Source organism: Archangium gephyra (assembly GCF_049060025.1).
Lineage (GTDB): Bacteria > Myxococcota > Myxococcia > Myxococcales > Myxococcaceae > Archangium > Archangium gephyra_A.
In genome coordinates this window covers 7,609,715-7,632,933 of record NZ_JBMEQQ010000002.1, presented here as the reverse complement: position 1 = coordinate 7,632,933, position 23,219 = coordinate 7,609,715, and the positions used below count along the sequence as shown (strand labels likewise).

Annotated in this window: 23 protein-coding genes; 14 read left to right on the top strand and 9 right to left on the bottom strand. The window is 70.0% G+C overall.

Going from position 1 to position 23,219, the window contains the following annotated elements; translation table 11 throughout:
- Positions 1-425: 425 nt before the first annotated feature.
- A complete protein-coding gene (locus ACN28I_RS33455; RefSeq protein WP_420945968.1) occupies positions 426-2,387 on the bottom strand; it encodes a Hint domain-containing protein in 1,962 nt (653 codons plus the stop codon).
- Between the two features lie 314 nt (positions 2,388-2,701).
- Positions 2,702-3,286 carry a hypothetical protein gene (locus tag ACN28I_RS33450; RefSeq protein WP_420945967.1) on the bottom strand — a complete coding sequence of 195 codons (585 nt, stop codon included), beginning with the start codon at positions 3,284-3,286 and terminating at the stop codon, positions 2,702-2,704.
- Positions 3,287-3,485: 199 nt separating this feature from the next.
- On the opposite strand from ACN28I_RS33450, the gene ACN28I_RS33445 reads away from it, so the two are divergent.
- From ACN28I_RS33445 to ACN28I_RS33435, 3 genes are all read left to right on the top strand, one after another.
- Complete coding sequence (locus tag ACN28I_RS33445) at positions 3,486-4,694, top strand: OmpP1/FadL family transporter (RefSeq protein ID WP_420945966.1); 1,209 nt, start codon at positions 3,486-3,488, stop codon at positions 4,692-4,694.
- A 97-nt stretch (positions 4,695-4,791) separates the two neighbouring features.
- Positions 4,792-6,069, top strand: a complete 1,278-nt coding sequence (locus ACN28I_RS33440; RefSeq protein WP_420945965.1) for a YecA family protein — start codon at positions 4,792-4,794, stop codon at positions 6,067-6,069.
- Between the two features lie 86 nt (positions 6,070-6,155).
- The gene (locus ACN28I_RS33435; protein ID WP_420945964.1) at positions 6,156-6,983 is read left to right on the top strand and encodes a methyltransferase domain-containing protein; all 828 of its coding nucleotides are present in this window, start codon (positions 6,156-6,158) and stop codon (positions 6,981-6,983) included.
- Here ACN28I_RS33435 and cglD read toward each other — a convergent pair.
- The 4 genes from cglD to ACN28I_RS33415 form a co-directional block, all read right to left on the bottom strand.
- Positions 6,964-8,865 carry an adventurous gliding motility lipoprotein CglD gene (gene cglD / locus ACN28I_RS33430; RefSeq protein ID WP_420945963.1) on the bottom strand — a complete coding sequence of 634 codons (1,902 nt, stop codon included), beginning with the start codon at positions 8,863-8,865 and terminating at the stop codon, positions 6,964-6,966. The two genes, ACN28I_RS33435 and cglD, sit on opposite strands and share 20 nt — an antisense overlap.
- Entirely contained in the window at positions 8,840-9,979 is a 1,140-nt protein-coding gene (locus ACN28I_RS33425; RefSeq protein WP_420945962.1) for a hypothetical protein, read from the bottom strand. The genes cglD and ACN28I_RS33425 overlap by 26 nt, the downstream gene beginning before the upstream one ends.
- A 126-nt stretch (positions 9,980-10,105) precedes the next feature.
- Positions 10,106-10,831 (bottom strand): class I SAM-dependent methyltransferase, encoded by a 726-nt coding sequence (locus ACN28I_RS33420; protein WP_420945961.1) that lies wholly within the window; start codon positions 10,829-10,831, stop codon positions 10,106-10,108.
- A 176-nt stretch (positions 10,832-11,007) separates the two neighbouring features.
- Positions 11,008-12,534: an LVIVD repeat-containing protein gene (locus tag ACN28I_RS33415; protein WP_420945960.1), complete on the bottom strand. Its 1,527-nt coding sequence runs from the start codon at positions 12,532-12,534 to the stop codon at positions 11,008-11,010.
- 241 nt (positions 12,535-12,775) lie between these two features.
- On the opposite strand from ACN28I_RS33415, the gene ACN28I_RS33410 reads away from it, so the two are divergent.
- The 5 genes from ACN28I_RS33410 to ACN28I_RS33390 all read left to right on the top strand — a co-directional run bounded on the left by ACN28I_RS33410 (position 12,776) and on the right by ACN28I_RS33390 (position 17,341).
- Entirely contained in the window at positions 12,776-14,134 is a 1,359-nt protein-coding gene (locus ACN28I_RS33410) for a WD40/YVTN/BNR-like repeat-containing protein (RefSeq protein WP_420945959.1), read from the top strand.
- Positions 14,135-14,138: 4 nt separating this feature from the next.
- Positions 14,139-14,759: a hypothetical protein gene (locus tag ACN28I_RS33405; RefSeq protein WP_420945958.1), complete on the top strand. Its 621-nt coding sequence runs from the start codon at positions 14,139-14,141 to the stop codon at positions 14,757-14,759.
- Complete coding sequence (locus ACN28I_RS33400; RefSeq protein WP_420945957.1) at positions 14,756-15,979, top strand: YncE family protein; 1,224 nt, start codon at positions 14,756-14,758, stop codon at positions 15,977-15,979. The genes ACN28I_RS33405 and ACN28I_RS33400 overlap by 4 nt, the downstream gene beginning before the upstream one ends.
- A complete protein-coding gene (locus tag ACN28I_RS33395; RefSeq protein WP_420945956.1) occupies positions 15,976-16,671 on the top strand; it encodes a c-type cytochrome in 696 nt (231 codons plus the stop codon). Before ACN28I_RS33400 ends, ACN28I_RS33395 begins: the two co-directional genes overlap by 4 nt.
- A gap of 97 nt (positions 16,672-16,768) precedes the next feature.
- Positions 16,769-17,341, top strand: coding sequence for a TIGR02265 family protein (locus tag ACN28I_RS33390; protein WP_420945955.1), 573 nt, complete (start codon positions 16,769-16,771; stop codon positions 17,339-17,341).
- 31 nt (positions 17,342-17,372) lie between these two features.
- Here the strand turns inward: ACN28I_RS33390 and ACN28I_RS33385 are convergent, their stop codons facing one another.
- Positions 17,373-18,347 carry a terpene synthase family protein gene (locus ACN28I_RS33385; RefSeq protein ID WP_420945954.1) on the bottom strand — a complete coding sequence of 325 codons (975 nt, stop codon included), beginning with the start codon at positions 18,345-18,347 and terminating at the stop codon, positions 17,373-17,375.
- A gap of 463 nt (positions 18,348-18,810) precedes the next feature.
- On the opposite strand from ACN28I_RS33385, the gene ACN28I_RS33380 reads away from it, so the two are divergent.
- The 5 genes from ACN28I_RS33380 to ACN28I_RS33360 all read left to right on the top strand — a co-directional run bounded on the left by ACN28I_RS33380 (position 18,811) and on the right by ACN28I_RS33360 (position 22,218).
- On the top strand, positions 18,811-19,323 hold the full coding sequence (locus tag ACN28I_RS33380; protein WP_420945953.1) for a hypothetical protein: 513 nt from the start codon (positions 18,811-18,813) through the stop codon (positions 19,321-19,323).
- Positions 19,324-19,379: 56 nt separating this feature from the next.
- Complete coding sequence (locus ACN28I_RS33375; RefSeq protein ID WP_420945952.1) at positions 19,380-19,787, top strand: DUF2203 domain-containing protein; 408 nt, start codon at positions 19,380-19,382, stop codon at positions 19,785-19,787.
- Between the two features lie 130 nt (positions 19,788-19,917).
- Entirely contained in the window at positions 19,918-20,409 is a 492-nt protein-coding gene (locus ACN28I_RS33370; protein WP_420945951.1) for a hypothetical protein, read from the top strand.
- Between the two features lie 74 nt (positions 20,410-20,483).
- Complete coding sequence (locus ACN28I_RS33365; protein ID WP_420945950.1) at positions 20,484-21,392, top strand: NmrA/HSCARG family protein; 909 nt, start codon at positions 20,484-20,486, stop codon at positions 21,390-21,392.
- Positions 21,393-21,471: 79 nt separating this feature from the next.
- On the top strand, positions 21,472-22,218 hold the full coding sequence (locus tag ACN28I_RS33360; protein WP_420945949.1) for a hypothetical protein: 747 nt from the start codon (positions 21,472-21,474) through the stop codon (positions 22,216-22,218).
- Here ACN28I_RS33360 and ACN28I_RS33355 read toward each other — a convergent pair.
- Positions 22,215-22,490, bottom strand: a complete 276-nt coding sequence (locus ACN28I_RS33355; RefSeq protein WP_420945948.1) for a hypothetical protein — start codon at positions 22,488-22,490, stop codon at positions 22,215-22,217. The genes ACN28I_RS33360 and ACN28I_RS33355 overlap by 4 nt on opposite strands.
- Positions 22,491-22,705: 215 nt before the next feature.
- Between ACN28I_RS33355 and ACN28I_RS33350 the strand changes: the two genes are divergently transcribed.
- On the top strand, positions 22,706-22,963 hold the full coding sequence (locus tag ACN28I_RS33350) for a hypothetical protein (RefSeq protein WP_420945947.1): 258 nt from the start codon (positions 22,706-22,708) through the stop codon (positions 22,961-22,963).
- A gap of 22 nt (positions 22,964-22,985) precedes the next feature.
- On the opposite strand, the gene ACN28I_RS33345 is transcribed toward ACN28I_RS33350, so the two are convergent.
- Positions 22,986-23,201, bottom strand: a complete 216-nt coding sequence (locus tag ACN28I_RS33345) for a hypothetical protein (RefSeq protein WP_420945946.1) — start codon at positions 23,199-23,201, stop codon at positions 22,986-22,988.
- Positions 23,202-23,219: the final 18 nt, after the last annotated feature.

Here is a 23,219-nt window from a genome sequence, read left to right as displayed (position 1 = left end):
AAACGACAGCCGGAAACTGGGGATGCCTCGCGGAATGGGAAGACGGCAGGAGAAACGCTTTTCCCTCCTTGTCCAAACACAGACACCTTTCAGGAAAACCCCGTGAACAGCGAACAATGACTTGCTTCCTCCGGGAAGGGCGCGCTGCCAGCCGAGCGGATGCCCTGGCCCGCCTCCCCCACTCCTGAGAGGGAAAAGCGGAAAGCCTTTCATGATGTCTTTGTAGAAAGCTGTAGAAAGGATTGGGTAAAGCCTTTCCCCTGTAGAAATGATTGGGAAAAGGTTTTCCTTACCTTCGGGCCTGTAGAAAGGTGGGGGGAGGTGTGATTCCACCCAGGACCGCGGGGCCGGGGGGAAAAGCAGAAGGGCCGCCCCGGTGTTATCCGGGACGGCCCCTCGGGGACGTCGAGACCCTGGCGGCGGGGCTACCGGCGCGCGCGCGGGTGCTGCCGGGCCTGGGCGAGCTGGAAGTCCTGGTGCCAGGCGCCGTTCAGCCGGGCCAGCACGGCCCGCGAGTCCACGCGCCGGGCCTTCTCCAGCGCCTCCTGCATCTGGCTGTCACCCACGAGGAAGCCATCGGCGTACAGCGTGCGCGCCTCGGGGCCCAGCCCGGCCAGCTCCTCCGGAGTGCCCAGCGCGAAGTTGTAGACGAGCCCGCCGTAGGGGACGCGCTCCACCGCCACCAGCTTCCGGGCCCCGGTGCGCGTCAGCACGGCGTCGCCCACCTTCAGCTCGCCGGCCTGCACCACGCCGCGCGCCAGCGTCACCATGGGGTGCGTCTCCGTCACCCGCACCTCGCGGCCCTGCTCGTCACGCAGCTTCACCAGCGGGTTGCTCTCCCCGCCGCGCGTCACGGACGTCACCGTCAGCCCCTGGCCCTGGCCCTGCGTCAGCAGCTTCTCGCCCACCTTCACCTGCTCCACCGGCACGCTCTGGCCGTCCGCCCTCGTCACCCGCGTGCCCTCCGCGAGGCAGCCCCGCTTGAAGTCCACGGGCTTCACCACCTTGCGCGAGGGGCAACGGAAGGGCTCGGGCTCGCCGCCGTACGGGTCCGGGCACGTGCCCTCGGTGTAGACCCAGATTTCCAACCGGACGTTCTGCGCGTGCGTCAGGCAGTTGCCCGTGCCGAAATCCAGGAGGCCGTCGAAGGGGTACTCGCCGGGCACCGTGGGCGTCGTCCAGGGCAACTGGCCCTTGCCCACCACGGTGTCGGGCGCCGCGCCCGCCTCACACCACCCGCCCGCGTCCATCAGGATGGCCGCCACCTTGCTCGTCACCTTCGTCACCGTGCACTCCTCGAGGACATGGGGCACGACCCGGCCGCGAATGGGAACCTGGAAGCGCGTCGAATCCACCGGCTTCACCGCGGGCTCCCAGTACGCGCCCGGGTCCGGCGTCCACACCGGCGTGCCGCTGGAGGTGGAGGCCCTCAGGGCGGCCACGTCCACCGCGGCGATCCCCGTGGCGCCCGAGGCCGGGAAGGGCGTCCACGTCCCATCCGGCTCGGCGCGCACCAGGCCGTAATCGCAATCCAGGTAGCCGCCGGTGGCCCCGCGCTCCAGGCACAGGCGGATGGCCCTGTCGTGCGAGTCCTCGAGCAGGTCCTTCGGGTGCTCGAGCGTCAGGTCCCACTCCCCCGCCCCCAGGGCCGGGTTCAGCGTGGTGGACACCGACGTATAGGTGAGCTGCTCCTCGCCCGTCGTCTCGTTGAAGGCCATGGCCAGGGAGTCCACCATCAGCTCCCGGTCATACTCCCGCGCCACGGAGACGGAGATGGGCGCCGTCTCCAGCACCTTGCCGGCGTACTCCTCGTAGGACTCGTTGGCGAGGAGCTCGAAGGACGACTGCTCGTCGTCCGTGATGAAGGCACTGACGTCCACGTAGCCGTAGTCCGAGCCGCCGAAGCAGGAGGTGACGGCCGTGCCACTGAAGCGGACGCGGGTGGCATCACTGCCGATGAGGCCGAGCGGAATCATGTGCCCGCACCACGAGCCATCCGTGGAGGCCGTGGCCCCCGCGGCGCGGAGCACCCCGGTGGGAGCCTCCAGGGGCCGCTGGGGCAGCGGCAGCCGGCGGTGGAGCTCGTCCAGGCGCAGGAAGAGCCGGGGGGCGTTCAGGGCGGTGAGCCCCGAGGCCTTGAGCCGGTTCATCACGAAGCGGTAGTGCACCTCGTCGCTCAAATCGAGCGGCATCTTCTCGTTGTCGCCCGTCTTGAGCGCCTGCCCGCGCAGGGACGCCTGCCATTGCGTGTAGCGCCGCGCCATCTCGCGCGAGTCCTCGGCGAGGAGCTGCTTGTCCACCTCTTCGGTGGCGGGGGTCTGCCGTTGCTGGCTGCACGCGGCCGCGAGCGTGGCCAGCATCATCAGGGTCAGGACACGACTTCTCATGATTCCATCCGAAGCAAGGGGGATGAGGGTGCACCTCCCCTATCCAGGGAGGAGGAGCCCTGGTGACGTGCTCACTCGTGGGGTGCGAGGTGATGGGTCGGAGTGCACACGTCCCGGCTCACGACAAACGTGTGTCCGCCGTCCCCGCCGTGCAGAGAGAACCCTTTTACCTGTTGAATCCCGGAACACCCGAGTCAGGCGTGCGTCGCACTGCCGACGTTCAAGGGCGTCACCGGATGGACGCGGCCCTCCGGTTGTGGGGGAGGGCCGCAATGCCTCTCATTCCTTCAGAGGCCGGGTGGGAAAACTTTTTCCTACTTCTTCTTCACCGACTCGAGCAGCTTGCGGAAGTTCTTCTCGGCGCTGGCGACGGTGCGCTCGGGGCCGGTGAGCTTGAAGAAGAGGGGGCCCTCGGGGCCCTCGACGATGGCGCCCAGCAGGCGGTAGCCGGGCTTGGGCGTGGAGGGGCCCATCATGGGGCCGCCGCCGGTGTAGGTGCCCTTGACGTCCACCGTGTTGACGGCGAGGCCGTTGAGCGTCTCCTTCTTGGAGCGCGCGTCCTTGTCGGTGATGGGGGTGCCATCGGCCTTCTGGAACTGGCCCAGCCAGCGCTTCACGTTGGCGTCCACCGCGCCGCCCTGGCCGGGGCCGAAGTAGAAGATGGCCAGCTCGGTGGAGTCGGTGTCGCCCTTGGCGGGAGCGATGCGGTAGGTGGCCACGCGCATGGGCCGCGCCCCCTGCGTCTCCCAGCCGGAGGGGGACGACCAGGTGAGCCCGCCTGCTTCCGGAGCACCTGAAGGGGCCTGCTGCGCCTGCGGGGCCGCGGGAGCCTGCGGAGCCTGGGCCTGGGCCACACCCACGGCCGCCATGAGGGTCATCGCACTGAGCAGTCGTTTCATGGGTCCAACCTATATCCGGGAAGCGCCCCCCCGGCATCGTCCGTCTTCCACCCGACGCGAAGACGCGAGCAGGCGCCCCACTCTGTCCGGCACCGCACGCGCACCGGCCCGCGGGTCGGGGATGTCACACTCGGAGTACGACTCAACCTTACCCCACCAAAGCCAAACGCAGTCGGTCGTCGCGAAGAAGGACTGGCGTATGAAGAAGACACTGACGGTCGTGACACTGCTCGCCGCGGGGGCCAGCCAGGCAGCCGGCATCGCCATCGATACGCAGGGCAGCCGGGCCACCGGCATGGGCTCGACGGGCGTGGCGAGCAGCAAGGATGCCTCGTCCATCTACTACAACCCGGCGGGCATCCTGGGGGTGAAGACGCTGGACATCCAGCTCGGCGACTCGCTCATCCTCGGCCACCTGGGCTTCACCGCCGATGCGACGGGCACCGAGCAGACGCAGAATCCGACGTCACCTCCGCCGCACGGCTATGTCGTCTACAAGCTCACCGACCAGCTCGCGGCGGGCGTGGGTGTCTTCACGCCCTATGGCGCCAACAGCCTGTGGCCCGAGGACTTCGTGGGGCGGCAGATCGCCCGCGAGTCACAGGTGGCCACCTTCGACATCAACCCCACGGTGGCGTTCGCGCCCATGCCGTGGCTGCGGCTCGGCGTGGGCTTCCAGGCGGTGTACGGCACGCTCGATGCGCGTCGGCAGCTCGTCGTGCCCGCGGGTCCCGCCGCCGGGGCCACCGGCGAGCTGGCGCTGACCACCAGCACCTGGGGACTGGGCTACAACGCGGGCATCCAGGCGGACGTGTTGCCGGGGATGCTGACGCTCGGCGCGCACTTCCGCAGCCGGGTGCTGATGTTCCTCGAGGGCGACGCGGACTTCTCGGACTTCCCGGCTCCGGTGGCCCCGGCGTTCCCGGACCAGGACGTCCGGCTGGATGTCGAGCTGCCGGCCACGGTGGGGCTGGGCGTGTCCTTCACCCCGCTGCAGAAGCTGACGCTGGCCGCCGACGTGAACTGGGTGCAATGGTCCAGCGTCCAACAGCTCCTCTTCGAGTTCCAGACCAATCCCGAGTTCAACCAGCCCTCCATCAAGCGGTGGGAGGACCGGTGGAACGTCCACGTGGGCGGTGAGTACATGGTGACGGACGCGCTGGCGGTGCGCGCGGGCTTCGTCTACGACCCGACGCCCTCCCCCGCCGAGACGCTCGCGCCGGACCTGCCGGACGCGGACCGCATCCGCGTCTCCCTGGGCGCGGGCTATGCCTTCTCGGCCTTCCGGGTGGACGCGGGCTACCAGTTCGTCTCCCTCATGGAGAACCGGAGCACCTTCACGCCGCTGCCGGGCACCTACCGGGGCTCGGCCCACGTGATTGGCCTCACGCTTGGTTACTCGCCCTGACGCGTCCGCCCTGCTAGGGAGGACACCTGGGTGAAGACGGGGCCCGGCACTACTGTGTGCCGGGCCCCGTCGTTTCTATTTCGAGAGGGTTGAGGACATGAGCCGCGAGAAGCCCGGACGCAACGACCCCTGTCCCTGCGGGAGTGGCAAGAAATACAAGGTCTGCCATGCCGCCGAGGACCGGGCCCAGGAAGCGGCCGCCGCGCCCAAGCCCGCCGCGCACCCGCTCGCCGGAGACCTGCAGGCGGCGCTGGACATGCTGGGGGGCGGGGACATGTCGCGCGTGTCCACGACGTTGGATCATCTGGGCGAGCTGCTGACGCAATGGGGCCCCGGCCCGGGCCTGCGCTTCGACGCCGAGGCCTTCAACACGCACGTGTCCCACGAGCTGGAGCGTCTGGAGGAGGCCGTGGCGAGGGACCCGGCCCAGGCGCGCAACTCGTTGCGGCTGGGCACGGTGCGCGAGCTGGGGACGAAGGCGTTCCTGGAGAAGCTGAGGACCACGCTGCTGATGCGGGCCACGACGGCGGGACTGAGCTCGGAGGACCGGCAGGCGCTGTGCCTGGGGGCGCTGCTGGCCACCACGCCGAAGAGTGGCAGCTTCCAGCCCGAGGACCGGCCCGTGCTGGACGTGGTGTTCGGCGTGCAGTTCCGCGAGTGGGGCGCGCGGCACGGCCAGGAGCTGGCCTCGAAGCTGGAGACGCTCGCCGAGCACGCGGACCTCTCGGACGAGGCGCGCGAGGTGCTGCGCAAGGCGGGCGAGGGCGAGATGGATCCCCTGGTGAAGTACGTGGAGTCGGATCCGCAGCTCGCCGCGCGCATCACCCAGGAGGCGAAGGACCGCTCGTCGCGGGTGGAGACGGCGATGCGCCAGAGCATGACGCCGTCTGTCTTCACGCCCGAGGAGCAGGTGTGGCTCACCAGCGTGCTGTGGGAGCCGCTCAACGCGCTGAAGGTGCCGGGCATGGACGCGAAGGCCCGGAGCGCGGCGGTGACCGGGTTCCTGGGCGCGGTGAGGGCGGCGCTGGACTCGGACCGGGAGATGCTGCCGGGGATGCTGGAGCGGATGAGGGCGCAGGCGAAGGACACGGCGTTGAACGAGACGACGCGCGCCTTCTTCTCGGATGCGGCGGTGGCCTTCGAGGCGGAGCCGGTGCGGATGATTCTGGCGGCGATCCTCACCTCGTACAGCGAGCCGCAGGCGCGCTCGGCGGAGGAGCAGGTGGTGAGGGCGGACCTGGAGGCGAAGACGCGGTGGACGGCGGAGGACCTGGAGCCCTACCGCAAACTGCTCGAGGACACGAACCTGCCCGCGGCGGCCGAGCGGATCCGCCGGGCCCAGGAGTGGCTGCGCGCCCATCCCATCTCGATGTAAGGCAACGGAGGATGCAACGAAGGCCCCGCGACCTCGCCGGGGCTTCGGGCGTATGATGAGGGAGCCCCCCCTATCCGTCGAGCACCATGACCGCGGAAAGCAAAGCAACACCGGAAGCCGTGGCGCGGCATTACGACTACATCACGCCGTTCTACGAGATCATCGCCAGCAGGAGTCTGCATTTCGGCTACTGGCCCCCGGGTGAAACCGGCGGCTCCTTCGCGGAGGCCCAGCAGCGCTTCACCGGGCTGATGATCAAACTGCTCGGGAGCCAGAAGGGCCACCACGTGCTCGACGTCGGGTGTGGACTGGGAGAGCCGGCGACGCGGCTGGCCCAGAGCACCGGATGCAGGGTGGAGGGAATCACCATCAGTCCGCGGCAGGCGGCGCAGGCCGAGCGGTGGGCGAGCCTCCATGAGATGAGCGGGCAGACGACGTTCCGCTGCGGAGACGCCATGGCGCTGCCCTTCGCCGCGGGGTCCTTCGATGCGGCGTGGGCGCTCGAGTCGATCTTCCACATGCCCGATCGCGCCACGGTGCTGCGGGAGCTGGCCCGCGTCCTCCACCCGGGCGGACGGCTGCTCGTGGCGGACATCGTCCTCTCGGACAAGACGACGCCGGAGGACCGGGCCTTCCTCCAGAACGCGTTCGTGGCCCGGAGCTTCATCAGCGCCGAGGACTACCCGTACCTCATCCGCGACACGGGCTTCGAGGTCGAGCAGGTCCTGGACGTGACCGGGAACGTGATGACGACGTTCGATGCGTTGGCCTCCGCCGTCCAGGGGAAGGAGGCGGAGGTGCGGCGGGCGTACAGCGACGAGTTCCTCGCCGCCATCCAGGAGCAATGGGCCCGCATCGCGGAGACCGCGAAGCGCTGCATGGGCTACGTCGTCATCACCGCGAAACGCCGGTAGGCGCGGCGCCTTCGGGCGCCTTCACCGAGTCCACCCAGTACTGGTACGAGACGGCCACCTGGGTCGTCTCGCTCGCGGGGCGGCAGGCGCCGAAGAAGGAGAGCGTGCGCGCGCTGCCGTCGAAGTCGAAGCCGTTGACGGTGCCGCGCGGGATGTTGCCACTCGCCGTGCAAACCGCCGGGTCGCGCACGTTCTCCATGGCCACCTTGATGGATGCACCGATGGGCGCCTTGAAGGTCTTGTAGCCCGCGTTGCCGATGGTGTCGTCGATGATGGCCTCCATCGACGCGTTGACGGAGGCGGTATCGAGGATGGAGCCGAGCACGCCGCCCGTGGCCTTCACCACCGCCGCGTGGCGCAACTGCGACACTCCGTCCACCGGCTGCGGGTTGAACTCGCGGGAGCCCTCGGACAGGGAGCAGGGCCCTCCCGGGGTGCAGCCGCAAGCCATGCCGTCCGGGCACACGATGCCGTGCACGGCGATCCGCTTGCCCGTCTTGTTGATAGGCGCCACCCCCGAGCCGTCTCCGAAGAACCTCACGAAGTTGGTGACGCTCTCGCAGCTGTTCCCCGCCTTATCCTGGCTTCCCCCCGTCCCGCAGTTGATGACCGTCGTGGTGTCGCCCGACGTCTGATCGTCCGCGTCTCCGAGCAGCACGACCACGAGCGTGGCGTCCCCCCGCGCCTGGGTGTCGGACTCCGCGGCCCCCGGCGCGGTGCCCGGCGTCATGTTGTCGATGGCCTTGCGGGCCGCGCCGAGCACTCCCTCGGTACCGCTGCCGCCGATGCCCACCCAGCAGCCACCGTTGACGCCCTGGGAGGCATCCCCGGGGCAGGCCGCGGACTCGGACGGGTCGAGCTGGGTGCACGTCCCTGCCGTGCACGTGCTGTTCTGCGTGAGCCAGGACTTCACCTTGCTCACGTTGCGGGTGAAGCGCCGCAGCTTGCCCGTGTTGCCCGTGCTGGCCAGGTGGTAGGACGAGGTGACCATCGCCATGCGCCAGTCCGTCGACGAGGCATTGAGCGACTCCGCGACGGAACGGGCGGTGGCGGCCAGCGCCGCCTGCGAGTTCATCATCGAGCCGCTGTCGTCCACGACGAAGAGGAAGTCCACCTTCGCCTGCGGGAGTTGGAAGCGCTCGCACTGCACCGCCGTGGGCTCGCCGAACTGCGCGAGCGCGGAGCCATCCGAGAGGTTCCTCACGGAGAAGGCCGCCGGAGTGCCGCGGTTGCCGCCCGTCACGCCCACCAGGGGCGCCACGGCGATGACCACCACGACGCTCTGATTCGAGCGGTGCACGAAGAGCGTCTGGAGCCGGAAGTCGCCCGTGACTCCCGCCGCCGCGCTGCTGAGCCGGCCCGTGCTGCCCGGCACCAGCGCGTCCACCAGCGCGTCCGTGCGGCGCTTGAGGTCCGTGGACGAGCCGGCCTGGTCATAGAAGGCCTGCACGGCCTCGAAGCCCTCCCACGTCTTGAACACCTGGGCGGTGCGGTTGCGCAGGGCGCCCGTGGAACCGATCGCGGGCCGCAGCGCCTCCTCGTCTCCGAGCGGATCCGTGGCATCCAGCGGCGCGGGCCGGCGGAAGGCGAGGAACGCCGTCTTCGTGGTGCTGTCGTAGCCGACCAGGCCCTTCACCTCGGTGCCCGACTTGAGCTGCGTGACTTCCGTGAATGAGGGCGGCAGCGCCAGCTCGAGGTCCGCCCCACTCTCGGACTGGAAGGTCACCGGGCGCAGCTTGTCGTCGGTGCAGACCTGTCCGGCCGGCCCCGTCGCATCAGGCATCCGGGGGTCCAGCTCACCGGGGTCCACCCTGCCGTTCTGGTTGGCGTCCTCGGCACCGTCCCGCACCCCGTCATTATCGGTGTCCGCCTGGAAGCTCATCCGTGCGCGTGCTGGGATCCATGTCCGGAAGGAAGTGGGGGCAGGCCTCCGGGTCCAGGTTCGTGGTCATGCCCCGCTCCATGCCGTCCGAGAGGCCATCACCGTCGGTGTCCGCCCGGAGCGGATCGGTCTCGCTGCTCCCCCGGCTTCCGTTGGTGTTCCGATCCTCGCCCTCTCCGCTCTCGGGGGAGAAACCATCGACCAGCCCGTCGCAGTCCGTGTCCTTGCGCAGCGGGTGGGTCTCGTTGCCATCCACACCGCCATTCTTGTTCGCGTCCTCCACGCCATCCCACAAGCCATCACCATCCGTGTCCCGTTTGACCGGGCTCGTCTTCAGCTCCGCGCTCGCGTCGTGCGGCAGCGAGCAGAGGGTGCCCGTCACCGGCTCGTCCACGCCCAGCTCGAGCCCGTCCTGGAGCTCGTCTCCATCCGTATCCGCCAGGCCCGGATCCGTCCGCAGCCCGTCCTCGTAGACGGCCGTGAACTCGACCGCGTCGCTCAGGCCATCACAGTCGGTGTCCTTGGTCGCGTTGTTCGGATCGTTCGGATCCGGCTCCGTGCCCGCGTCCGGCTCCGTGCCCGCGTCCGGCTCCGTGCCCGCGTCCGACTCCGTGCCCGCGTCTGGCTCAACTCCGCCATCCGGCTCCACCGTGCCCGCGTCACCCGTGCCCGCGTCACCATTGCCGGTCCCCGCGTCTCCCGTGCCCGCGTCTCCCGTGTTGCCGGGCCGGATGCACCGGAACTCCCGGCAGACGTAGTCCTCGACGCAGTCCACCGTCCGCAGGCACTCGGGGCGACATACGCCCTGCAGGCACAGGTTCGGCTCGGCACATTCCGAGTTGTAGACGCAGCTCTGCACTCCCGCGTCGTTCCCACCGCCCGTGTCCTCTCGGACGCAGCGCTGGTCGGTGCACGCGTAGCCCTCCTCGCAGTCCACGTCCTTGATGCACTCGGGGACGCACGTGCCGAGCTTGCAGACGTTCCCGTCCTCGCAATCCGAGTTGTAGAGACACTCCGGCCTCGGCTGCGGGCAACCCACCACCGTTGTCAGCAGGGCCACGAGCAGTGCGAGCAGCGTTCCCCGGGAAGCGTGCGAGACACGAACGGAAGACACGGAATGAAGACCTCAGCCAGCACCGGCATCCCTGAGGTCCCTCCTCGGCCGCGGGCTGGCGGGCTCAGCCTGAAGCAACCGCGTCCCGGATTCCAGCCCGGAGCTGTCGACGGACTGGCCGCTCGCTCACCCGCGCTGGAACACCAGGAAGTATTGGTCCGGGAGGAAATCGTGCGTCTGCGTCAGCCGGTAGCCCGCCGCTTCCAGTTCCCCTCGCACCTGCTCGGGCGACAGCTTGTGCTCCCGGGGCGGCCCCTTCGGCGACTCCACCCGGAAGTCGATGATCACCACCCGCCCCCCGGGCCTCAGCTTCTCCCCGAGCCGCCTCATGTAGGCCACCCGGTCTCCAATGTGGTGGTACGTGTCCACGATGAGCCCCACGTCCACCGGCTCCGGCAGCTTCGCGTCCCCCGGCTCGCCCAGCACCGCTTCCAGGTTGCTCAGGCCCTCGCGCTTCGCTCGCTCGCCCAGGTAGCGCGCCATGTCCGGCTCGATGTCCACCCCGTACACCCGCCCCTGTGGCACCGCCCTCGCCAGCCTCGCCGCGAAGTAGCCCGTCCCCGCTCCGATGTCCGCCACCTTCGCGTCCGGCGCCAGGGTCAGCGCCTTGACGACCTCGTCCGGCTTCTGCCACGCGTCCCGCTCCGGATCCTCGAAGCGCTTCGCCCACTCCTCCGCGTTCTCGAAACGGTGCGGCATCGCCCCGTGGTGCTCTCCGTGGGCGTGTTTCGTGTGGGCCGGTGCTTCGTTCGCTTCCGGGGATGGCCGGTGCGCGCACGATGCGGCCGACAACAGCACCGCGGCGAAGAGGGTGCGCACGGCTCGGTGGGTGGGGATGTCTCTCGGGGTCATCTCGCTGCCTCCGTTTTCAGGGGCGCCGAGCGTATGTCCCACGGTGCGCCTGTCCACGGTCGTGAACGTGGAATGCTCGATACCCTCACCCCGTCCCTCTCCCGAAGGGAGAGGGGTGATTGGGGGTGAGGGGTGATTGGGGGTGAGGGGTGATTGGGGTGAGGGGGATTGGGTGATTACGGCTCGGGGAAGATGAGCAGGCCCCTCGAGGTGTCGATGACGTACACGTACCCGTCTCCCGGCACCCTCATGCCGATCGCTCCCTCATAGAAGCCCTGTCCCCGGCCCGGATCCATCTCGCGGAAGGTGTTGTAGTACGCCACTTCCTTCGGGCTCTCCGGCACCGAGACGTCCAGCACCCTCACCCCGTGATGGTAGTACGCGATGTAGAGCCGCTCGCCCTTCAGCACCATGTTGTGGATGGACGCGTTCGCCTCCAGCTTGTACTCGCCCAGCCGCTTCGGCTGCGCCGGGTCCGTCACGTCCAGCACCCGCAGGTGCGCTCCCCAGCTCTCCCCTCCCTCGAAGGCGATGCGCCGGTCTCCGAACTTCCCCACCGCGTTCGCGTGGCTCGTCGCGTACGGGTACGTGTACGTGCCCACCTTCTTCGGGCTCTCCGGATTGCTCACGTCCACCATCAGGTACCCGCTCGACCAGTGGTTGATGTACAGCACCCCCTCGAACGCCAGCGCGTCATGCGGGAAGCCCACCCTGGCATCCGTCGCCGCTCCCGGCTCCGCGTACTCGCCCAGCAGCCTCGGCTCCAGCGGCTGCTGGATGTCGAAGATGAGCGTCCGCGGCGAGGGGCTCGGTGACATCGCGTACAGCCGCTCTCCCTCCACGAACACCGTGTGCACGTCGATCTGCCCACGTCCCGAGGGCACGCTCTTGAGGAGCTGCGGGCTCGCCGGGCTGGTGATGTCGAACACCATCACCCCCGAGTTCGCGCTCGCCACGTAGAGCGCGTTCCCCTTCGCCCACACCCCGTTCCAATAGTTGTCGTTGGGCAGGCTCGTCCGCGCCTTCAACACCGGGGCCGCCGGGTTGCTCACGTCGAACACCGTGAGGCCTCCGGCCTCGACTCCGTCGGGAGTGGACACCACGTACGCGTGGCCCTGGGTGACGTAGATGTCCACCGGAAAGCCCTGCTCCACGAACGACTCGGAGAGGAGCGCCAGCCCCGAGGCCTCCGCCTCCCCCGCGCGCCGCGTCCAGCGCTCCGCCAGGAACGTGCCCGCACCATTGGCCCTGCCGTTGCGGCAGCTCACGTAACAGCCATACAGCCGGTTGCCCTCGGCGCGGCACCCCACCACCGAGTTGCGCAGGGTGACCGTCGACGACTGCCTGCGCGTGCTCGACAGGAAGAAGGTGCTCGCGTCCACCTTCCGCTCCGTCGGCGCCGCTCCCCGGTACGAGTCCAGGCTCCCGTCCGCCGACACCCGGAAGGAGCCCACGCCGATGGAGGGCGTCGCCGTCCCATCGTTCCGGTACACCATCGTGTAGATGCCATCCGCCGGCACGCTGGCCAGTGAGCCCGCATCACACCCGGTGAGGTTGAAGCTCTCCCGGTCTCCGCAGGCCATCGCCGTGGTGGTGAGCAACTCACACGCCGCGTAGCGGCCCGTATCCTCCCAGTCACCCAGCGAGTCGTTGGTGACCGGCGGCGGCTCCGGCTCCTCGCGCTCGTTGGTGCAAGCGGACAACGGCAGGACTCCAGCAACCAGGATCGCACAGGCGCGACGCGTCCATCTCATGTCAGCGTTCCCCTTTTCGTGGCTCGGAGCGTTCACGATATCCCGCCCCTGGCGGGCCATGCCCCGCACTCGCGCACGCCCGGTGAACGAGCGGGCCGCCGGACACATATCGATCCCCTTCCCCCATGCCTCGATATACCGTTCCGCGCCGGACGTTTATCGTGCGGGTTCCGCCCACGGAGGGCTTCCCATGAAACTCCTGTCTTCGCTCCGCCACGCACTGCCGCTGGCCTCGCTCGCGCTGCTCCCCACTCCCGCGCTCGCGCACCTGGGTTATCCCGACACCACCAGTGTCACCGTGCGCCGCGGCCACCCCGAGGACATGTTCGTCGGCGCCACCTTCGGCGCGGTCATCTCCCGCGACAGTGGGAAGACCTGGAGTTGGATCTGCCCCGAGGCCATGAGCTACGGCGGCTGGCGTCCGGAGACCTTCCTCTGGCAGCCCGATGGCACCCTGCTCGCGGCCACCGGCGCCGCGCTCATCCGCTCGCACGACAGCGGCTGCACCTGGACGGTGCACGACTACTTCAAGTCCCAGGGGCTGTGGCCCATGGGGCTCGCCTCTCCTTCGTCCAATCCCTCGCGGTTGTGGGTGACGACGGGACGCAGCGCCTCGCCCAACGGCGTCTTCCGCAGCGATGACGGCGGCGAGACGTTCACCCCCAGTCTGCGCAGCGACACCGCCGTCTTCACCGCCGTGAAGGTGGCGCCCTCGGATCCGCGGCGCCTCTACGTCTCCGGCGGCACCGCCACCGGCCAGCGCATCTACCGCAGCGATGACGAGGGCGAGCACTGGGAAGAGATTCCCCACCCCTTCCCCGAGTATTCGGAGGGCTCGCGCCCGTACGACCTCTTCGTCCTGCGGGTGGCCGATACCGATCCGGACCGGCTCTGGGCGCGCGTCTCCTGGCAGGGCTGGACGTACATCCTGGAGAGCACGGACGGAGGCCGCACCTTCCGCTCCGTGCTGCACCCCGAGGGCCAGGACCGCGACGCCATCGACGAATACCTCATGGGCATGGAGGTCTCCCCCGACGGCAACACCCTCTGGGCCGCCACGCCCACGCGCCTCTTCCGAGTCCGCGCCGGGGAGAGCCGGGCCACCCTCCTGCCCCTGCCCGACGGCAATGCCTGTGCGCAGCGCGAGGGCGACGTCCTCTACGTCTGCGGCGCCTCCCGCGTGCACGACTGGGCCCTGGCCACCACCGCCGACGAGGGCCAGACGTACACGCCCATCCTCAACCTGCCCGATACCCGCCCTCCCGTGTGCCCCGCGGGAACGCCGACGCACGACGTGTGCCGTCCGCGCTGGCCCCAGTTCGCGCCCACCATCGAGGCCGACCCCACCCTGCCGGATGAGACGGGAGATGGCGGCACGGTGGACGGAGGTACCGACGCGGGCACCTCGGATGGCGGCCCCACCCAGCCGGAGCCCCCGGCTCCCCCCAAGAAGGGGTGCTCGTCCGCCGGCGGCCTGCTGCCCGCGGCCGCGTTCCTCCTGCTCTCGACCCTCCGCCGCTCGCGGCGGCGCAACCCCCCGGAGAACTGAGCCCATGAACGTCAGACACCTGAGCACCGCCTGCGTGGCCGCCCTCGCCCTGGCCACGTCCGCCTGTGACCCGGACACCACCACGGATTGCGGAGAGCCCCTCTACGCCGGCAGGTCCACCGACGAGGCCTGGCGCGCCCTGGTGGACGTGAAGCAGCGGCCCATCGACTCCTCCCGCGCCGTCACCCTCCTCTCCCCCACCCAGGGCGAGGCGTACCCGGCCAGCGCCACCCCGCCCACCTGGGAGTGGACCTCGCCCCTGCGCGCCTCGCTGCAGCGGCCCGGCCAGGGCATGCTCGCGCTGGAGGCGGCGCCCCGTCCCTCCCGCTCCTTCACCGCCTGGCTGGGAGATCTGCTCCTCCCCACCGCCCACGCGCACCTGCCTCCGTACACGGGCGACCTCTACTGGCTGGAGATCTCCGCTGGCGGCGCGTGCCCCGTGGCCCAGGTGCTCACCTCGGAGCTGTCCTGGCAGATGGACCCCACCACGTGGGCCGAGCTGGGCAAGCACGCGGGCAAGGACCTCACCGTGCAGGTGATGAGCGCCTACCTCGTGCAGAACCGCGTCACCGAGGGCCCCTTCCGCCTCGCCGAGCCGCGCACCTTCCGCCGGAGCGCGCAGTGAGAGGGCACCTGCTCGCGCTGCTCGCCCCGCTCGCGCTCGGGGCGTGCACCGGCACGGAGGAGCTCGACTACGCGCACGACACGGCCTGGCCCTCGGGGCCGGAGCTGCCCGCGTTGGGCGGTGGGCGCATCGTCGTCACCAACAGCCTCGACGACACCGTGAGCCTGCTGGACCTGGACTCGATGCTCTCGCCGGACTGGGGCGAGCTGGCACGCGTGCCGGTGGGCCTCAACCCCGTGGAGCTGGAGGGTCCACACCACGCCGCCTTCTCCCCGCGCGGGGACTACTACTACGTGGGCCTCTCCTACTACGTGCCCGGCGGCGGCTCGGGTCCGCACGGCAACCATGGCACCGGCACCGCGGATGGCTACGCCCTGAAGCTGGATGCGAAGACCAACCGGCTGGTGGGCTCGGTGCGCGTGGACCGCAACCCCGGAGACCTCATCCTCAGCGCGGACGGCCGCACGCTGTACCAGACGCACTTCGACCTGATGAAGATCGAGGATGCGGCGAAGAGCGGCATCACCGATGAGCGCAAGATGGACGCGCGCCTGGCCATCCTCGACGCGGACACGATGACGCGCAAGGCGATGGTGTCCCTCTGCCCGGCGCCGCACGCGGTGCGCCTGTCCCCGGACGAGACGCGGGCCTATGCCGCGTGCTTCTCGGACGAGGTGGCCGTGGTGCAGCTCGACACGCCGGAGCGCACCGTCACCCGTGTGAAGATGCCCAACCCGGGCACCGCCCTGGTGCCGAAGCACGAGCCGTATGCGCTCACCCTCTCGCCCACGGATGGCGCCCTGTGGGTGAGCTCGCGCGGGAGCCGCACGGTGCACTACCTGGACCCCGAGTCACTCACGGTGCGGCCCGAGCGCTCCATCTACACCCTGCGCGGCGCGGCCATGTTCGGCGTCGTCACCCCGGACGGCAAGACGCTCTACCTGCCCTACCAGGCGGTGGACGCCGTGGCCGTCATCGACACGGCCACGTCCGCGATAAAGGGGGAGATCCACCTGTCGGAAGCGGGCTGTCTCAACGTGCACCAGGTGGAGCTGACACCGGATGGCCGGCACGCGCTGGCGGTGTGCGAGGGCGACCACCAGGGCCCGGGCACGCTGCACGTGTTGGATCTCCAGGCCGGGGCGGTGGGCGAGGTGGTGAAGACGGTGAAGGTGGGCATCTACCCGGACTCGGTGGGCATCCTGCGGAGCACGCCATGAAGTGGTTGGGATTGGGAGCAGTGCTGCTGGCGGCCGGCTGTGGCCCCACGCCCGCGGCGGAGTACGGTGAGAAGCTGTTCCGCGACCCGGCGCTGTCGGAGAGCCAGTACAACAGCTTCTCGTGCGCCACGTGCCACGCCACCACGGCCACGCCGCCCGCGGACAAGGTGTACGTGGGCCTCTCGCTGCACAACGTGGCCGCCCGTCCCCACTGGTGGGGCGGCTACGAGACGCGCCTGCTGGACGCGGTGAACTTCTGCTACACGGCCTTCATGCGCGGCGTCACCCCGCTCGCGCCCGAGGACCCCAAGAGCCGCGCCCTCTACGAGTACCTGGTGAGCCTCAGCCCGGACGCCCAGGCACCGGCGCAGCCCTTCACCCTCGTCAAGGACATCACCGACGTGCCGCGCGGCGGCGCCGAGCGCGGCGCGGCCGTGTACAAGGCCGCCTGTCAGGACTGCCACGGCGAGCCGCACACCGGAAAGGGCCGCAACACGGAGCTCGCCTCCATCCTCCCCGAGGTGTCCCAGGACTACGGCGAGCTCTTCCCCGGGGTGCCCGCCGGGCTCGTCTTCATCGAGAAGGTGCGCCACGGCCGTTTCTTCGGCGTGGGTGGAAATATGCCACCCTACAGCCAGGAAGCCTTGTCCGACCAGGACCTGGGAGCGCTGCTCACCTATCTCGGACTCTAGGGACAGGCCCCCGCGAACCGTCGTAGAGTGGGTGTCATTCGCGGGGGTCGTACACATGAGCAGCACACCGACGGCACAGTCGTCGCAGGGGTCCACGGTGCAACGAGAGCTGGAGCAGCGCCTGGGCGCGGTGGGGCCCAAGGACACCACACGGGGATTCCTCTTCGGCTCCGCGCTGGACCTGGTGCGAACGGAGGTGGGCCCGGACGCGTTCAAGCGCTGCGTGGACGCGGCCGGCGGCGGCAACTTCACCGCCTTCTTCTCCTACCCCGTCAGCACCTTCCTCAAGCTGACGTACGCCTCCGCGCAGGAGCTGAGCACCAAGCACGGCAGCTTCGACGCGGCCATGCAGCACCTGGGCTTCCGCGTCGCGCCGCGCTTCCTCGAGTCCACCACGGGCAAGATGTTGTTGTCGCTGGTGGGCAAGGAGCCCAAGCGGCTCATCGACAGCATGCCCTCGGCCTACAAGACGGCGTGGGACCACGGCTCCTGCGCGCTCACGTGGAGCGGCCCCAAGAGCGGGCGCATCGACTACGTCAACGCCGTCCCCGCTCCCTACTTCGCCGGCTCGGTGCTGCAGATCCTCAACGCCGCCCAGCTCAAGGGCATCCGGGCCACTCCCAAGCAGACGAGCCTCACCGAGTTCTCGGTGGACTTCTCCTGGGAGTAGGCCCGAGGGCCGCTCGCGCCCGGGGCCAACCTCAGGCCACGCGCGCCCGCGGGAGGGCGGCCTCGCTCGCGCCCTCCTGGTAGCGGCCCGTCTGGATGGACCAGTCCACGTTGGCGCGCACCCAGCGGCGGATGCCCGTGACGTAGCGCGCCACGTGCGCGTCGTGCTCGCCGAACGAGGGCAGGCTCTTCTCCTGCTCGAGGAAGCGCCGCATGGCCGTGTCGTGCATCTCCACCGCCACGGCAATGGCCTCCTGCAGCCCCAGTCCCCGCTCCTTCTGGATGGAGAACACCAGGTTGGGGTGGAACTCGTCCTGGAGATCCTGCGCCAGCGAGAACAAGTCGTTGGCCCAGGCAATCACGTCCGTGGCCGACTCCACGAGCTGCTGGAGGGCCGGGTGCTCCAGGACCTCGGCGGGCAGCAGGAAGCCCTCGATGGCCTCCACCTGGGTGAAGCCCATGTACGTGCCCACCGACAGGCGGCGCAACTGGATGTACGTGTCCACGTCCAGGCAGACGCGGTTGCCGCGCACCTCCGCCTCCCAGATGGTGCCCTCGAAGTAGCACTGGCAGGCGTGGATGAAGCGCTCCATCCACTCCTCCGGCATCCTCGCGGCGATGCGCTCGCGGATGCTCGCCAGCAGCCAGAGCAGCGGCGGCGCGTCGTGGTAGGGAATGGCGCCCTTGAGCACCGCCAGCGCCATCTCGCTCTGCTGGCGCACCCACTCGGCGGGCACCTCGCCCACGTCCACCTGGTCATCCCACGAGAAGTTCCAGATGAGGAAGTCGAGCGCCGCGCGCAGGTTCTCCTGCGGCACGTCCGGGTGGCAGCGGCCCAGCAGGAAGGGGAAGTGGCTGCGCTGCAGCTTGCGGAAGACCGAGTGCCTCGCATGCACGCCCAGGTACTTCGCCCAGCGATCCAACGCCTCGCCCTCGATCTGCCTCATGTGAGGGTGCAACTCCGGTGCGATCGGGCAGAACAGCTTCGGCAGGTGAAAGTTGCTCATGATGGTCTCGCTCTCCCCCCAACGGCTGGCGACGCCGCTGCGATGACGGGTTGTGCAAGGCATGGGCCCACGTGAAGAGTCGCTCTCGCGCACACGACCCGACTCCGCCCCGATGCGCGTCCTACGAGACGGCGAAGCGTAGAATTCCAGCGAGGCCTTTTCTCCCTTTCCGTCTTCTCGGGTTTTACCTGGAGGTCCATCCGACCCTCCAGGTCATCCGGCACCCGCCCCCCACGGGAAGCCGCCGCAAGAACGTGCGCGGGTGCGCGCAAAAGCCTCGCCCTCGTCGTGCGGTGCACGGCTCTGCCAGGAAGACAGGCGCGGAGAAACCCTCACGTCCGGGGTCTCGACAGGTCCCTCCGGACCCGCCGCTCGCCCGCTCACCCTGTCCCGCGAGCCATTCCGTCCGCAGGGGACACGCCCTACCTTTGGGGCAGCCGAGGTACGCCAGCAGGAGACATCTATGGGCAGAACCTACAGTTTCGAACCCTTCAAGTCGCAGCAGCCGGCCCAGACCTACCAGGGCTCGGGCCCCCGGCTCGGCAATGACGAGCACGAGCTCGCCCTGAGCCAGGACAAGGCGGAGCACGCCACGCTGCCCAAGGCGGCCGCCACCTACGGGCAGGCCCATGCCGAGACCGTGAAGCGCTACCGCTCGAAGGCGCAGGCGAGAAAGCGCGCGGGGGCGGCGAAGACGGCCACGGCCAGACCGGCGGCGAAGAAGGCCACGGCCCAGGCGAAGCCCGCGGCCAAGAAGACACCCGCTCGCAAGCAGACGGCCGCGGCGGCGAAGAAGGCCACCACCACCCGCAGGCCGATGGTGGAGAAGACCCCCACCCTGAAGAGCGCGGACGAGCCCGTGTCGCTGCGCAACGTCGGGCGCAAGGTGCTGACGCGGGCCGCGGCCGCGGCGAAGAAGACCATGGCGCGCGCCGTGAAGACCGCCGCCAAGCGCGTGCCGAAGAAGAAGCGCTGAGGGACGCGGCTCTCCGCCCCTCTTCACCGGCCCCGGGCGATAAGCTCGGGGCCGCCATGCGCTACTTCGGAGTGGAAGAAGCCAACCGCCTCATCCCGCTGCTCACCCGCACCTTCACCGTGGTGCGGCCGTGGGTGGAGCGGGTGCACGCGCTCGTCCGCGAGCTGGAAGACCTCCAGGACGCCGGGGCGAGCCCGGAGCGCACCGCGCCCCCGCGGGAGGAGCGCGATGCGCTCATCGAGCGCATCCACGCCGAGCTGGAGCAGTTCCAGGACCTGGGCGTGGAGCTCAAGGCCGCGGACGGCCTGGTGGACTTCCGCGCGCTCAAGGCCGGACGTCCGGTGTACCTCTGCTGGCGCTTTGGCGAGCCGGAGGTGTCGCACTGGCACGAGCTGGAGGGCGGCTTCGCCGGGCGGCAGCCCATCGTCCAGGCCCGCGACTTCACCCCGTCCTACCTGAGCTGATCCGCACCCGAGGGGCCTGGCATTCCAGGCCTCGCTTCCCTGCCTGCCCCGGACCGTGGTTCCTGTCCCGGAGGTGACTCCCTACCTTGCGGACCAGTGCCGGAAACCACTGGCGGGTAAGGAGAGAGGGATGCGCACGTACAGCTTCGATCATTTCAAGGCGGACAAGCCGGAACCCAGCACGACCAATCCGGGCGGAGCCGAGCAGACGCCTCCCGCGGAGCAGGCCAAGCCCCGCTCCGACGACGGGCAGGTGCACTACGGACGCCAGCACGCGCAGACGGCGGAGCTGTACCGCAAGCACCGCGAGGAGCGCGAGCGCGCGGAGCAGATGCGCGTCTCCGAGGCGCGGGCGGAGCCCACGGCCGCCGCGCCCGAGGTGAGGGAGCGGCAAGCCGCCGGGCGCGAGGAGCCGCTCGCCCAGGAGCAGGCGCCGGAGGAGGCCGGGCCCGCAGGCATCAAGGGGCTGGCCCAGCAGGCGGTCTCCCGCGTGCTGGCGGCGGCGAAGGAGGCCGCCCAGGGCCACCCGCTCACCGGAGCGAGGAAGCTGGCCGGTGACGCGGTCTCCGGCGCGCGGCGGGTCGCCCGGGAGGTGTCCGCCCGGACAGGCAAGAAGCGCTGAGCCCGGAGCCTCACCCTCGACCCACGCGCCGCCCATCCCCACCTTGAGTGGAAGGTACTGTCCGGAGGAATCGCATGTTCCGACCCTTGACCGTGTTGGTGACTGGTGCCACCGGAAAGCAAGGCGGCGCGTTGGCTCGCCTGCTCCTCAAGCGCGGCCACCGCGTGCTCGCCTTCGTCCGCTCCCCGGACTCACCCGCGGCCCGGGAGCTGGCGGAGCGCCACGCGGAGCTCGTCACCGGGGACTTCGATGACCCGGAGAGCCTCGAGCGCGCCATGCGGGGCGTGGACTCGGTGTTCGCCATGGCCACGCCCTTCCAGGGCGGAGGCCTCGAGGGCGAGGTGCGCTACGGCCGCCACCTCATCGACGCGGCGAAGATCGCCCGCGTGCGCCACTTCGTCTACTCCTCGGTGGCGGGGGCGGACCAGAACACCGGCATCCCCCATTTCGAGACGAAGCTCGTGGTGGAGGAGCACCTGCGCCGCAGCGGCCTGCCCTACACCATCGTGGCTCCCGTCTTCTTCATGGAGAACTTCCTCGGCGAGTCCTACGTCCAGGGGCTGCGCCAGGGGGTGCTGTCGCTGCCGCTGGCCCCCCACCAGGGCCTGCAGCTCGTGCCCATGGCGGACCTCGCCGCCTTCTGCACCCGCATCATGGAGTGGCCCGAGGAGCTCTACGGCAAGCGCTTCGAGGTCGCCTCGGACGAGGTGACGGGGGAGCAGGCCGCCGCCCTCCTCTCCTACGTGAGCGGCCACAAGCTGCACTACGAGGAGACGCCGCTGGAGGCCGTGCGCTCGGCCAACGAGGACCTGGGGCACATGTTCGAATGGCTGCAGCGGGTGGGCTACCACGCCAACATCGCCCTGCTGCGCCGGGACTTCCCCGAGGTGGGCTGGCACACCTTCGAGGACTGGGCGCGCGTGCAGGACTGGGACGCGATGCTGGGCACCGCCTGGCGCGGCTCCACCGCCGCGGGGCCCTAAGCCTCCACACCAGGCGGCCACCGCCGCGCCTCGCGCATGTCCCCGGGTCCACTCCTAATGTTGAGGGAGGAGAACCCCCATGCGGACGCGCACTGCCTGGCTCGCGCTCGCGGCGCTGTTGCTCGCCGCGGGTTGCGTTTCCACCACCACCCTGCAGCCCCTGCCGAGCACCCCCACCACCCAGGCCGGCGCGGCCATCGCCGAAGCCGAAGGCGTGCGCCTGGTCGCCGATGGCGACGCGTGGAAGGGCGTCCCCTCGGACCTCGAGCGCATCGTCACCCCGGTGCGGGTGCGCCTCGAGAACCGGAGCGGCCGGCCCCTGCGCATCGAGTACGAGTCCTTCACGCTCAAGGGCAACTCCCACTTCGAGTACGCCGCCCTCTCCCCCTTCCAGCTCGGCGACGAAGGCACCGCCGCCGTGGGCGGCTCGGGCCAGGAGGGCGATGTCGCCCTGTCGGTGGGCGTGGGCGTGCGCTCCCACTGGGGCTGGGGTCCGGGCGCGTTCGCCTGGGGCCCTTCGTGGGGACGGGGCTGGTACGGCCCGGGCTTCTATGATCCCTGGTACGGGCCGGGCTTCTATGATCCGTTCTGGGGGCCCTACTCGTCCTGGTACCGCCCGGCGCCGGAGCCGCTGCCCACCCGGGACATGCTGCGCAACGCCCTGCCCGAGGGCACGCTGGACACGGGCGGCACCGTCACCGGCTTCCTCTATTTCCAGAACGTGAGCGAGCGCGAGGGCACCGTCACCCTCCAGGCGCGGTTGGTGGACGCGCGCACCGGCGAGCAGTTCGCCACCCTCTCCATCCCCTTCGGCGTGCGCTCCTAGTGGAGCAGCGTGGGGCGCTCCGTCAGGGGCATCGGCGGGTGGGGCAGCAGCGAGTCCTCGCCGATGAGCCCCACCTTGCGGCGGATGGCCTCCCCCTTCAGCGGCAGGCCGAAGAGCGGACCGAAGAGACACACATCGAAGGCACCCGCGAGCAGGGGAACGAGCCCCCCCAGCGCCATCAGCTTACCCTTGACGGAGCCCGTGGACAGGCCGCCCACCACCAGGGACGCGCCGGCCAGCATGCGCGTCCAACGTCCGGTCCTCGAAGCCATGAAGCCCACCATCATTATTCACCTCCAGACCCGGGGAAGATGGGCATGGGAGGGCAGACGACACAGCGCCCCGGGCCGCTCGCCGCCTCCGTGCACCGGCCAACCTTCCGCGCGAGCCCGGTTGCCCGCCCGGTGACGGGCAGACGCTACGACCCTAGCTTGAGTGTCCGGGGCCGCCGCCCGGCGGTCCCTCCAGAGCGAGGAGGAGCGGGCACATGGTGGAGCGTTCGGAGCTGCACGAGGGCATGGTGGTCTGGACTCACCGGGGCGAGAAACTCGGACATGTCGTCGAGGTCACGGACGAAGGCCTCATCGTCGAGAAGGGCCTGCTCGTCTGGCGCAAGGACTACGCCGTGCCGCTCGATGACGTGCGGGAGGTCATCGCGGACGAGGTGTACCTGAACCACGGCCCCGACAGCCTCCTGTCCGGACCCCGGGAGATCTCCCGCCCGGCGCGCCGCACCACGCACTGAGGTCCGGCTCCGGGCGCGCGGCTCAGGCGCCGAAGTCCACGCGCTGTACCGAGTCGTCATGGCGCGCGCCCTGGTAGATGTGCCAGGCCGCGACCAGGTCCTGGAAGGGCAGGCCCACCGCGCCGAAGAGGGTGACCTGTCCGGCATCGGTGCGCCCCGGCTTCTTGCCGGCCAGCACCTCGCCCAGCTCCGCGTGGATGATGTCCTCGCCGAGGCCCACGCCGGCGGGGGCGCCCATGGCGGCGTTCAACGCCCG

Excerpts from the sequence above, each read along its gene's own strand:
- ACN28I_RS33370 (WP_420945951.1), top strand. The coding sequence starts at position 19,918 with ATGCGCACGTACAGCTTCGATCATTTCAAGGCGGACAAGCCGGAACCC.
- ACN28I_RS33380 (WP_420945953.1), top strand. The coding sequence starts at position 18,811 with ATGGGCAGAACCTACAGTTTCGAACCCTTCAAGTCGCAGCAGCCGGCC.
- ACN28I_RS33440 (WP_420945965.1), top strand. The coding sequence starts at position 4,792 with ATGAGCCGCGAGAAGCCCGGACGCAACGACCCCTGTCCCTGCGGGAGT.
- ACN28I_RS33395 (WP_420945956.1), top strand. The coding sequence starts at position 15,976 with ATGAAGTGGTTGGGATTGGGAGCAGTGCTGCTGGCGGCCGGCTGTGGC.
- ACN28I_RS33385 (WP_420945954.1), bottom strand. The coding sequence starts at position 18,347 with ATGAGCAACTTTCACCTGCCGAAGCTGTTCTGCCCGATCGCACCGGAG.
- ACN28I_RS33420 (WP_420945961.1), bottom strand. The coding sequence starts at position 10,831 with ATGACCCCGAGAGACATCCCCACCCACCGAGCCGTGCGCACCCTCTTC.
- cglD (WP_420945963.1), bottom strand. The coding sequence starts at position 8,865 with ATGAGCTTCCAGGCGGACACCGATAATGACGGGGTGCGGGACGGTGCC.
- ACN28I_RS33455 (WP_420945968.1), bottom strand. The coding sequence starts at position 2,387 with ATGAGAAGTCGTGTCCTGACCCTGATGATGCTGGCCACGCTCGCGGCC.
- ACN28I_RS33445 (WP_420945966.1), top strand. The coding sequence starts at position 3,486 with ATGAAGAAGACACTGACGGTCGTGACACTGCTCGCCGCGGGGGCCAGC.
- ACN28I_RS33450 (WP_420945967.1), bottom strand. The coding sequence starts at position 3,286 with ATGAAACGACTGCTCAGTGCGATGACCCTCATGGCGGCCGTGGGTGTG.
- ACN28I_RS33350 (WP_420945947.1), top strand. The coding sequence starts at position 22,706 with ATGGTGGAGCGTTCGGAGCTGCACGAGGGCATGGTGGTCTGGACTCAC.
- ACN28I_RS33345 (WP_420945946.1), bottom strand. The coding sequence starts at position 23,201 with ATGGGCGCCCCCGCCGGCGTGGGCCTCGGCGAGGACATCATCCACGCG.
- ACN28I_RS33355 (WP_420945948.1), bottom strand. The coding sequence starts at position 22,490 with ATGGCTTCGAGGACCGGACGTTGGACGCGCATGCTGGCCGGCGCGTCC.
- ACN28I_RS33365 (WP_420945950.1), top strand. The coding sequence starts at position 20,484 with ATGTTCCGACCCTTGACCGTGTTGGTGACTGGTGCCACCGGAAAGCAA.
- ACN28I_RS33435 (WP_420945964.1), top strand. The coding sequence starts at position 6,156 with ATGACCGCGGAAAGCAAAGCAACACCGGAAGCCGTGGCGCGGCATTAC.
- ACN28I_RS33410 (WP_420945959.1), top strand. The coding sequence starts at position 12,776 with ATGAAACTCCTGTCTTCGCTCCGCCACGCACTGCCGCTGGCCTCGCTC.
- ACN28I_RS33405 (WP_420945958.1), top strand. The coding sequence starts at position 14,139 with ATGAACGTCAGACACCTGAGCACCGCCTGCGTGGCCGCCCTCGCCCTG.
- ACN28I_RS33360 (WP_420945949.1), top strand. The coding sequence starts at position 21,472 with ATGCGGACGCGCACTGCCTGGCTCGCGCTCGCGGCGCTGTTGCTCGCC.
- ACN28I_RS33375 (WP_420945952.1), top strand. The coding sequence starts at position 19,380 with ATGCGCTACTTCGGAGTGGAAGAAGCCAACCGCCTCATCCCGCTGCTC.